9 protein-coding genes are annotated in these 11,544 nt (G+C 47.6%); all 9 read left to right on the forward strand.

The features are described 5' to 3' along the window. The first annotated feature begins 68 nt into the window (after nucleotides 1-68). The 9 genes from ABC831_RS21415 (at nucleotide 69) to ABC831_RS21455 (ending at nucleotide 11,184) form a co-directional block, all read left to right on the forward strand. A complete protein-coding gene (locus ABC831_RS21415; RefSeq protein WP_343250110.1) occupies nucleotides 69-950 on the forward strand; it encodes an ABC transporter permease in 882 nt (293 codons plus the stop codon). Continuing rightward, on the forward strand, nucleotides 943-1,716 hold the full coding sequence (locus ABC831_RS21420; RefSeq protein ID WP_343250111.1) for an ABC transporter ATP-binding protein: 774 nt from the start codon (nucleotides 943-945) through the stop codon (nucleotides 1,714-1,716). The genes ABC831_RS21415 and ABC831_RS21420 overlap by 8 nt, the downstream gene beginning before the upstream one ends. After that, nucleotides 1,704-1,958: a hypothetical protein gene (locus ABC831_RS21425; RefSeq protein WP_343250112.1), complete on the forward strand. Its 255-nt coding sequence runs from the start codon at nucleotides 1,704-1,706 to the stop codon at nucleotides 1,956-1,958. Before ABC831_RS21420 ends, ABC831_RS21425 begins: the two co-directional genes overlap by 13 nt. Before the next feature lie 159 nt (nucleotides 1,959-2,117). Next, entirely contained in the window at nucleotides 2,118-5,639 is a 3,522-nt protein-coding gene (gene nifJ, locus ABC831_RS21430) for a pyruvate:ferredoxin (flavodoxin) oxidoreductase (RefSeq protein WP_343250113.1), read from the forward strand. Between the two features lie 198 nt (nucleotides 5,640-5,837). Then, a complete protein-coding gene (locus ABC831_RS21435) occupies nucleotides 5,838-7,025 on the forward strand; it encodes an FprA family A-type flavoprotein (RefSeq protein WP_343250114.1) in 1,188 nt (395 codons plus the stop codon). A gap of 540 nt (nucleotides 7,026-7,565) precedes the next feature. Further along, nucleotides 7,566-8,384, forward strand: a complete 819-nt coding sequence (gene pgeF, locus ABC831_RS21440) for a peptidoglycan editing factor PgeF (protein ID WP_425524613.1) — start codon at nucleotides 7,566-7,568, stop codon at nucleotides 8,382-8,384. A 14-nt stretch (nucleotides 8,385-8,398) separates the two neighbouring features. Further along, on the forward strand, nucleotides 8,399-8,752 hold the full coding sequence (locus ABC831_RS21445) for a YraN family protein (protein ID WP_343250116.1): 354 nt from the start codon (nucleotides 8,399-8,401) through the stop codon (nucleotides 8,750-8,752). Nucleotides 8,753-8,898: 146 nt separating this feature from the next. After that, nucleotides 8,899-9,666, forward strand: coding sequence for a DeoR/GlpR family DNA-binding transcription regulator (locus ABC831_RS21450; RefSeq protein ID WP_343250117.1), 768 nt, complete (start codon nucleotides 8,899-8,901; stop codon nucleotides 9,664-9,666). Nucleotides 9,667-9,759: 93 nt separating this feature from the next. After that, nucleotides 9,760-11,184 (forward strand): rhamnulokinase, encoded by a 1,425-nt coding sequence (locus tag ABC831_RS21455; protein WP_343250118.1) that lies wholly within the window; start codon nucleotides 9,760-9,762, stop codon nucleotides 11,182-11,184. The last annotated feature ends 360 nt before the right edge of the window (nucleotides 11,185-11,544 follow it).

Raw genomic sequence — 11,544 nt, forward strand, 5'->3', positions numbered from 1 at the left:
TGAGTCACAGTCACACTTATAAGGGAGCAGATGCTCTCTTATAAGTTTCTTTCATGGAGGGAAAGGGTATGGGCATCATCTTAGGTGTTTTGGAACAAGGGCTGATCTTTGGAATTATGGCCCTTGGCGTATATATCACATATAAAATTCTGGATTTTCCGGATCTGACGGTTGACGGAAGCTTTCCGCTGGGAGCGGCGATGAGCGCCCTGCTGATCACACATGGGGTGAATCCCTATCTGACCCTGTTGATCTCCTTTGCGGCAGGAGTCCTGGCCGGCATCTGTACCGGACTGATTCATGTAAAATTAAAGGTCCGTGACCTGCTGTCCGGAATTATCATGATGACCGCCCTATATACCATTAATATGGTAGTCGCAGGCAAAGCCAATGTGCCCTTGTTCAGCCGGGAAACGATCTTTGATAATACTTTCATAAACAACATCTTTACCGGAGAAATGGCGAACTTTAAAACACTGATTATAGTCCTGGTCCTGGCCTTAATCTGCAAGTTTTTGCTGGATGCCTATCTGAAAACGAAGTCCGGTTTCCTTCTAAGGGCGGCCGGAGACAATGATGTTCTGGTCACTTCCCTGGCCAAAGATAAGGGCCTGGTCAAAATCGTCGGGCTGGCGATTGCCAACGGCCTGGTGGCTCTGGGCGGAAGCGTTATGGCACAGCAGCAGCGCTACTTTGATATTTCCATGGGAACCGGAACCATCGTCATCGGCCTGGCCAGCGTGATTATTGGAATCAGCCTGCTTCGGGGACTGACTTTCCTGCGATCCACCACCACGGTCCTGATCGGTTCCATCCTGTATAAAGCCTGTGTGGCCACCGCGCTGGCGAAATTTCCGCCGACCTATATGAAACTGATCACCGCCGTCCTTTTCCTGATCATTCTGGTGATCAGCATGCAGCTCAAAAAGAAGGTGAAGACCAATGATTGAATTAAAACAGATTCATAAATATTACAATCCCGGAACGATCAATGAAATGTGCCTGTTTGACAATTTTGATCTGACGGTCAGGGACGGCGAGTTTGTATCTGTGGTGGGAAGCAACGGTTCCGGCAAGACTTCTCTGCTCAATATCATCTGCGGAAGTATCCGGATCGAGCGCGGTCAGATCCTCATGAACGGCCGTGATATCACCAGAGAAAAAGAGTACAAGCGCATGAGCCACATCGGCCGTGTCTATCAGAATCCCGCCATGGGGACCTGTCCGACCATGACCATCCTGGAGAACATGTCCCTGGCCGATAACAAGGGTAAGTTATATCTCCTGGGAAAAGGCACGGACAAAAAACGCAAGGATTACTACCGGGATCAGTTAAGCCTGCTGAATCTGGGCCTGGAAGACAAAATGGACATAAAAGTCGGTTCCCTCTCCGGCGGACAGCGTCAGGCCATGGCCCTGCTGATGTCCACCATGACGCCCATCGAGTTTCTGATCCTCGACGAACACACGGCCGCCCTGGATCCTAAGACCGCCGACACGATTATGGAGCTGACCGACAAGATCGTCAAGGAAAAGAAACTGACTACCATTATGGTGACCCATAACTTAAGATTTGCCGTGGACTACGGCAACCGGCTGCTGATGATGCATCAGGGGGAGTGCGTGCTGGATAAAAGCGGTACGGAAAAAGGTTATACGCAGGTCGATGAGATACTTAAGCTGTTTAATGAGATCAGCATTGAATGCGGAAATTAGACAGAGTATATAGCGTAATTATAATTGGATGTGAGTATTTAGATAAGTATATAACCTCTCTGAATGGTGAAACTCACTTGAAGGTTTTATCGGTTGCAAAAATCTTTGGAGATAAAGCAAATAAAATGGAGTGGGAGGAAAAGTTAGGTACAGAGGATGACCCATGCAGATGGATCATAGGGTTCAAAGATAAAACGTTAGTTATTGAAGATGGACGGTTAGCGGAGGAAAGAAACAAATAGCAGGAGTAAAAACAGTCCTGTATCAAAGATTGTACAACAAAAAAAACAATGGGAATCCCCCCGTTAACCCTTTACATTGCGGTACTTCTGATTTAAAATAGGAACGGAGACAAATTATATGTACAATAGAAAGAAAAACCATAAGGAGGATTTACAACAATGGGAAGAAAAATGAAAACCATGGATGGCAACACTGCCGCAGCACATGTCTCTTATGCGTTTACCGACGTTGCAGCCATCTACCCCATCACCCCGTCCTCGCCCATGGCAGAACATACGGATGAATGGGCAGTACAGGGAAGAAAGAACATCTTCGGACAAGAAGTAAAAGTTGCAGAGATGCAGTCTGAAGGAGGCGCTGCAGGTGCCGTACACGGATCTCTTCAGGCAGGCGCATTGACGACTACATATACAGCTTCTCAAGGTTTGCTTTTAATGATCCCGAACATGTACAAGATCGCCGGTGAATTACTGCCCTGTGTCTTCCATGTATCCGCCAGAGCATTGGCAAGCCATGCATTATCCATCTTCGGTGACCATTCTGACGTATACGCATGCCGCCAGACCGGTTTCGCGATGCTTTGCTCCAGCTCCGTTCAGGAAGTTATGGACCTGGGCGCGGTTGCTCATCTGGCTTCCATCGAAGGACGGGTTCCTTTTATCCATTTCTTCGACGGTTTCAGAACTTCTCATGAGATCCAGAAGATCGAGATGTGGGATTATGAAGATCTGAAGGAAATGGTGGACATGGATGCCGTTGACGCATACCGTGCGCGCGCGCTGAATCCGGAACATCCGGTACTGCGTGGTTCCGCTCAGAACCCTGACATCTTCTTCCAGGCAAGAGAAGCCTGCAATGAATATTATGACAAGATGCCTGCCATCGTAGAGAAATACATGGATAAGGTAAACGAAAAGATCGGAACAGATTACAAACTGTTCAACTACCATGGAGCTGCCGATGCAGAGCATGTGATTATTTCCATGGGATCTGTCAATGATACCATTGAAGAGACGATTGATTACCTGGTAAGCAAGGGTGAAAAAGTTGGTGTGTTAAAGGTACGTCTGTACAGACCTTTCAGCGTAAGCCATTTCATCGATGCTCTTCCTGAAACCGTTAAATTCATCAGCGTATTAGACAGAACCAAAGAGCCCGGAGCACTTGGCGAGCCTCTGTACCTGGACGTTGTAGCCGCATTAAAAGGCACGAAGTTTGACGGTGTTAAGGTAGTAGGCGGACGTTACGGACTTGGTTCCAAAGATACGACCCCTGGCGATATCATCGCAGTATTTAACAACAAAGACAAAGACAGATTTACCGTTGGTATCAACGATGATGTAACACATCTGTCCTTAGAGCGCACCGAGAACCCGGTTACCACTCCGGAAGGAACTGTGAACTGTAAGTTCTGGGGTCTGGGAGCGGACGGTACGGTTGGAGCGAACAAGAACTCCATCAAGATCATCGGTGACCACACGGATATGTATGCGCAGGCATACTTTGACTATGACTCCAAGAAATCCGGCGGCGTAACCATGTCCCACCTGCGTTTCGGTAAGAAACCGATTAAGTCCACCTACTTAATCCATCAGGCAGACTTTGTAGCCTGCCACAACCCTTCCTATGTAAGAAAATACAACATGGTTCAGGAGTTAAAGGACGGCGGAAGCTTCCTGTTAAACTGCAGCTGGACTCCGGAAGAGATCGAGCAGCACCTGCCCGGACAGGCAAAACGCTATATGGCAGAGCACAATATCAAAATGTATACCATCGACGGTATCAAGATTGGTAAAGAGATCGGCCTCGGCGGAAGAATCAATACCGTACTTCAGGCAGCATTCTTCAAACTGGCGAACATTATCCCGGTTGACGACGCTGTAAAATATATGAAAGATGCCGCTACCGCTACCTATGGAAGAAAAGGCGAGGCCATCGTTAAGATGAACCATGACGCCATCGACAGAGGTATTATGGACGTGGTGGAAGTTCCGGTAAAACCGGAGTGGAAAGACTGCGAAGACGAATATCTGGGCATGAAGGCTACCAAGGGCTTAAAAGATGTTGTTGATTTTGTAAATAATATCCAGATCCCCGTAAATGCTCAGGAAGGAAACAATCTGCCTGTATCCGCATTCGTGGATATGGCTGACGGTACCTTCCCTCAGGGAACCGCTGCTTACGAAAAACGTGGTATCGCGGTAGATGTTCCGGAATGGAATCCGGAAAATTGTATCCAGTGTAACTTCTGTTCTTATGTCTGCCCGCACGCAGTCATCCGTCCGGTAGCCATGACCGAAGAAGAAGCTGCGAATGCACCGGAAGGAACCAAGACCCTTGCGATGACCGGCGTGGCGGATATGAAGTTTGCTATGACTGTTACCGTACTGGACTGTACCGGATGCGGCGCCTGCGCGAATGTATGTCCTGGCAAGAAGGGCGAGAAAGCATTAGTGATGAAGCCTTTGGACAGCCAGCTCAAAGAGCAGGAAGTTTACGATTATGCAAGGGAACTGGATACCAAGCCCGCAGTTGCAGAGAAGTTCAAAGAGCACACGGTAAAAGGAAGCCAGTTCAAACAGCCGCTGCTTGAGTTCTCCGGAGCCTGCGCAGGCTGTGGTGAGACACCTTACGCAAAACTGGCTACCCAGCTGTTCGGTGACAGAATGTATATCTCCAATGCGACCGGTTGTTCCTCGATCTGGGGTGGTTCCGAACCTTCCACGCCTTACACGGTAAACAAAAAAGGACACGGACCCGCATGGGCGAACTCCCTGTTCGAAGATAACGCCGAGTTTGGTTATGGTATGTTCTTAGGACAGAAAACCTTACGTGACCGCTTAAAAGGTAAACTGGAAGCTCTGGCTGAGAGCACGGACAAGGCAGAAGTGAAAGAAGCAGTTGCAAACTATGTGGAGACCTACAACAGCGGCGCTGCCAACGGCAAAGCTACCACAGATCTGGTTGGCGCTCTGGAAGCCTGCGGATGTGACGCAGCCAAAGAGATCCTGAAAGGAAAACAGTATCTCTCCAAGAAATCCCAGTGGATTCTCGGCGGAGACGGATGGGCATATGACATCGGCTTCGGCGGACTGGATCATGTACTGGCTTGCGGACAGGATGTAAATGTACTGGTATTCGATACCGAAGTTTACTCCAACACCGGCGGACAGTCCTCCAAATCCACACCTACCGGCGCGACCGCTCAGTTCGCGGCAGGCGGTAAAGATGTGAAGAAGAAAGACCTGGCAGCTATCGCTATGAGCTACGGCTATGTATATGTAGCGCAGATCGCCATGGGTTCCGATATGAATCAGTGTATCAAGGCATTCGTAGAAGCAGAAAGCTACAACGGACCTTCCCTGATCATTGCTTACGCACCTTGTATCAATCACGGTGTCAAGGGCGGCTTAAAGAACGCTCAGGCAGAAGAGAAGAGAGCAGTGGAAGCAGGTTACTGGCATAACTTCCGCTTCGATCCGAGACGTACAGAAGAAGGCAAGAATCCGTTCCAGTTAGATAGCAAAGAGCCGAAGGCTGACTATCAGGAATTCATTCAGAGCGAGGTACGTTACAGCGCACTGATGCGCCAGAATCCGGAAAGAGCCAAAGATCTTTTCGCAAAAGCAGAAAAATCTGCAAAAGAGAAGTATGCTCATCTGGTAAAATTGGCAGAATAGTATATAAGGGGCGGGGAATAAGTTTCAACTTCCCCGCCTGTTTCTTTTTAACAGAATGAAAATGTTTAGAATGAAAATGTAAGGTAAGGCCGAACGAAATACATTCGCCCATCCCTTCGCGTAGCATGCGAAAAAAGGTACAGTGTACCTTTTTCTGTAGAAATCAAGGCGCGGTAAACGCGCCACTGGAGGTAAATAATGAAAATTACGGAACATGTTTCTTATGTTGGTGTGCAGAATCCTTCTATGCGTGTATTTGACATAATTATGACTACCAACTATGGTACCAGCTACAACAGCTATCTCGTGCAGGGTGAAAAATGTGCCCTGATTGAAACCGTACATGATGCATTCTCAGAAGAGTTTTTCCATAACATCGAAAATTATATTGATGTGGCCGCCATAGACTATGTCATTTTAAATCATACAGAACCTGATCACTCCGGCAGCCTGTGCAAGATCGTGGCGGCGAATCCTCAGGTGGAAGTCATCGGAACAACCGCGGCGATCCGTAATCTGGCGAATATCACCAACATGGAGTTCAAGAGCCGGGCGGTCAAGCAGGTGACAGGAGAACAGCTGGATCTGGGCGGCGGTGTCGTACTGGATTTCATCGTGGCTCCTATGCTGCATTGGCCGGATTCGATGTTTACGTATCTGAAGGCGGACAAGGTTCTGTTCAGCTGTGATGTCTTTGGCTCCCATTTCTGCGAGCCCTCGGTATTGGACCGGTATATCAAGTATCCTGCGGCTTATGCCAGTGAGCGGCTGAATTATTACACCTGTATTTTCTCCCCGTTCAAGAAGTTTGTAATCGCGGGAATGGATAAATTAAAAGGACTTGAGATCGAGACAGCCTGCACCAGTCATGGCCCGGTCCTTCAGGAAAGATTAAAAGAAACCATGGAGCTGTACCGCGCCTGGTCTACGGAACAGCCGCTTGAGAAGAAGATAGCCATCTTCTATGTAACTGCTTATGGTTATACCGAAATCATGGCTAAGAAATTTGCGGAAGTTTTCGAGGCGGCAGGAATCAAGACAGAACTTTATAATGCCATAGAGCATCCGCAGGCAGAGCTGGCGGCAGTGATGAATGAGGCTGGCGCGGTTCTCTTCGGTTCCCCCACGATTAACAAGCAGGCTCTCAAACCCATTATGGATCTGATCTCCAGCAGTGACGTGGTAAACAACATCAATAAACCGGTGCTGGTGTTCGGCTCCTATGGATGGAGCGGAGAGGCGGCAAAACAATTGACGGAACTTCTGACCGTTTTGAAATATAAAGTGTTTGAGGAAGCCGTTACCTGTGTGTTCAAGCCCTCAGACAGCGACTTGTCAAAAGTGGAAGAGAAGGCCCGGGAATTTTTGAAGATGATTGAAGGCTGAAAAAATTTTTGCTCTCTATAAATAAATGCATCAAGTAATTAAATTTTTAAAAAAACTGTTGCCCTGTGGGTTTTTCCGTGGAAAGATTACGGACAAAACCGCAGTGGTAACAGTTTTTTTCATATGAAAGTGCTCCTATGAAATAAAAAACGTTCCGCGGGATCGCACTGCGGCGGACAGGAAGATGCCGTTTACGCTTCCCGCCGCAGGCAAAAGTTTCGCAAGCGAAACTCTCATTCATATCATAAACTTAAACATAAATTTAAAATAGCTGTAAGGTGGATTAGGGATTAGAATTATAGTATAATTAATTTTAACCTAAATTATAAATTAATAAAAAGAAGATAGTATAAATAAGTATCATACAGTAAGATGCAAGGACGATAGGTTTCGAAAGAAATGAAGGAGTGGACTATGACAGAATATAATATGGCGGAGCAGGATACAGGCTATGCAGAAATGAAAGTTGCAGATAAGAAAGATATAGTTAAGAAAGATATAGTTAAGAAAGATTCAGATACGAAAAAGCAATGCGGCGGTATGGAGTTATGTACGGAAGGGCCGGCGCCCTATCTGAAATTTCCGGCGCTCTCGGACACAGGAATCATCCGGCACGGATTCTCCACGAAGCTGGGAGGGGTCAGCCAGGGGGTCTGTGCTTCGATGAATCTGAGTTTTGAGCGCGGGGACGACCCGGAGGCTGTGCGGGAGAATTACCGCCGGATCGCCTCTTCCATTGGCTTTTCGGTGGAGAATCTGGTATTTTCCAAACAGACACATACGGCCAATATCCGTATAGTCACAGAGGAAGACAGAGGCGCCGGTTATTCCAGGCCCATCCCTTATACAGATGTGGATGGCCTGATCACGAATATACCGAATCTGGTACTGACTACGTTTTACGCAGACTGTGTCCCTCTTTTTTTCACAGATCCTGTAAAACGTGTGATCGCCCTGGTACATTCCGGATGGCGGGGAACGGTTGGAAAAATCGGAGCCGGGGCAGTTCGTATGATGCGGGAACATTTCGGGAGCGATCCGTCAGACATCCTGGCTGCGATCGGTCCTTCGATCGGACAGGAATGCTATGAGGTGAGTAAAGATGTGGTGGATGCCTTTCGTGAAGAATTCACGGAGGCACAGATGTCTGCACTTGCGGTGCAAAAGGAGAATGGAAAATATCTGTTGGATCTGTGGAAGGCGAACCAGATCATCATAAGGGAAGCGGGAATCCTAAGCGGCCATCTGTTCACAGCCAGGATCTGTACCTGCTGCCAGAAGGAGTGGCTGTTCTCACACCGGGCGACAAATGGAAAACGCGGGAACCTGGCAGCTTTTCTGGAATTATTGCCGGATTAGGAGGGGAATCCACAATGAATCTTCGACAAAAGGGGAGCGATTATGAAGACCAGGCCGAAGCGTATCTGAAAAGTACCGGCTATCGGATTCTCTGCCGGAATTTTCGCTGCCGGGCGGGAGAGATCGATATAATCGGCCGGGACGGAAGGTATTTGGTCTTTATAGAGGTAAAATACCGGTTGGACGAGAGCCGGGGATTACCGGAGGAGGCCGTGGACCAGCGGAAGATATACCGCATCTGCAGGACCGCGGATTATTACCGGATGGTCAGAAAAGTGCCGGAGGATCTGCCATGCCGGTTTGATGTGGTTTGCATCTGCGGGGAACAGATGAAGCTGATCAAGGATGCGTTTTCTTACTGCTGTTAATCGGGCCGGCCCATATTTTCAACAGAAAACAGTCAGAAAGAAACAGGAAAAAATAAAGAAAATAACAAAAAAGCACTATAAATATCAGTGGAAATATGTTATAATACCATAAAATACAACAAGAACAAAAAAGGGGAGGGCCGCAAATGCTTGCCATCGAACGGAAAAACGAAATATTGGCAACCCTGCAAAAAGAGCAAAGGGTTCTGGTGACTGAATTAAGCCAGCGCTATAACGTTACAGAAGAGACCATCCGCCGGGATCTGGAGAAACTGGAAAAGGAAGGGTTTGTAAAAAAGACGTATGGTGGTGCGGTGTTGAACTCTAACACGAATCTGGATTTGCCGCTTCGCATCCGGGAAAAGAATAATCAGGAAGAAAAGGAAAAGATCGCATCGAGAGTGGCCGATATGATCGAAGAAGGGGACAGCCTGATGTTAGATGCCTCTTCCACCTCCCTGATGATTGCCAAGAAGTTAAAAAAATTAAAAAAGCTGACGGTTATCACCAACGCAGTCGAAGTCCTGATTGAATTATCCGGTCAGGAAGGAATCAAAGTAATTTCTACGGGAGGGGTCTTAAGGGACGCGTCCCTGTCTTTGGTGGGAAAAAGCGCGGAACGCACATTGGAAAATTACAATGCCGATATCGCCATCATTTCCTGTAAAGGATTGGATCTGAAACGGGGTGTGACAGAGTCCAACGAAGAAGAGGCGGAGATCAAACGGGCCATGCGCCGCTGCGCCACACAGACCTTTTTGGCAATGGACAGCAGTAAGTTCAACCGGGCATCCTTTGTCCGTACGACAGACTTAAAATCCGGTGACACACTGGTCACCGACAAGCTGGATGAGGAATGGAGACGTATCCTGACTGACAAAGGTATCCGGCTGGTCACTTGTGGAGAGGAATAAAACCATACAGGCCATTAGCTGTGCAGCTATCACTACCTACTTACTGTAGAAACAAACGCACGGCTGAAATAAAGAAAAGGAGAGATATGTACAATGAGCGAACCTATTTACAATTTGGCATTTGATTTTGGAGCTTCCAGCGGGAGAATGATTTTAAGCAAATTCCAGGATGGAAAAATTGAACTGGAGGAATTACACCGTTTCTACAATGAGCCGGTATGGGTAGGAAATGTTTTCTATTGGGATACCTTCCGTATGTACCACGAACTGAAGACAGGACTGAAAAAAGCCGCAGCCAGAAAAATTCCGATAAAGAGTATGGGAATCGATACCTGGGGCGTAGACTATTGCCTGTTGGACAAGGAAGGAAATGTGATCGGTAATCCGATCCACTACAGGGACGACCGCACGGAACACGCCATAGAAGAGGTGGGCAAGATCGTTCCCCTGGAAGAATTATATGGCACTACGGGAATTCAGTTCATGAATTTCAACACGATATTCCAGCTGTATGCGGATATGCAGATGAGACCCGACATATACGAAAAAGCGGACAAAATCCTGCTGATGCCGGATATGTTCGGCTATTTCCTTACCGGAAAGAAATATAACGAATATACAGAGCTCAGCACCGGCCAGGTGCTGGATGCCAAGAACAGAACACTGGACGTGGATCTGCTGAAAAAAGTGGGAATCCGGCCGGAATTATTCTGTGAGATGGTAGCTCCTGGTACCATCATCGGAGACCTGAGCGAACAGGTGGTAGATGAAACCGGTATATCCGGTGTGAAAATGATAGCGGTCGGCAGTCATGATACAGCGTCCGCGGTAGCCGGAACGCCTTTTGAGGACAGAAACGCCGCATTCTTAAGCTGCGGGACCTGGTCTTTGCTGGGGATGGAGCTGGATGAGCCTATTCTGACAAAAGAATCCTACGAATATAACTACACCAACGAAGGCGGTGTGGAAGGCAAGATCCGTTACCTGAAAAACATCAACGGTTTGTGGGTAATGCAGAACCTGCGCAGGAACTGGTGCGAGTTCGAAGGAGAGGTATCTTTCCCCGACATCATCGCGGCCGCCAAAGCTGCCAAACGCCAGGATTTCCATATCAACCCCAATGATCCCAGATTCAACGCTCCTTACAATATGATGAAGGAAGTAATCGGATACTGTGAAGACCATGGACAGGGAACACCCGAGGGCTTAGGGGAGATCGCTATGGCTATCTATAACGGCCTGACCTATGAATATAAGAAGACCATCGAAGATCTGGAGCTCTTAACCGGAAAAACCATCTCCTGCATCAATATGGTGGGCGGCGGTATCCAGGATCAGCTGCTGTGTGAACTGACTGCGAAGCAGACCGGCAAAAAAGTCGTGGCCGGACCTACGGAAGGTTCCGTTTTGGGCAACGTGGTTATGCAGTTAAAGGCTCTGGGCTATATTTCATCACTGGAAGAAGGCCGGGCTATCGTGAAGAATTCTTTCGGGCAGAAAGTACATATGCCTCAGTAACTGCGAGGGGACTGGCTCCTTTCGGCAGAATAGCAAAACGGTAAGATACTAAGGGAGAAAGGTGCCTGTCCCCGGATGTCGGCTTGTTTGAGTCAACTACCGGTGACAGGCATTTTCATATACCGGCCCTCCCACAATTTACCATAAGCCGCTGTGCCCGTAGTATGTTCCGGGAAAAATAGCAAATAAAAAGATATTATTCTCAGATTATTGACAGTTTTCCTTATTTTTCTTATTATAGTCCCGTTTTCGACACTTGAAAAAGAGAAAAGAGAAGAAAACCCGCATAAACACTGGGGATTCTTCTCTTTTTTTGATTATGAAATGTTGTATGGTATTCTTATTTCGAAATTATTTTTA

Origin of the sequence: Diplocloster hominis (assembly GCF_032380655.1) — a bacterium.
Taxonomy (GTDB): domain Bacteria; phylum Bacillota; class Clostridia; order Lachnospirales; family Lachnospiraceae; genus Diplocloster; species Diplocloster hominis.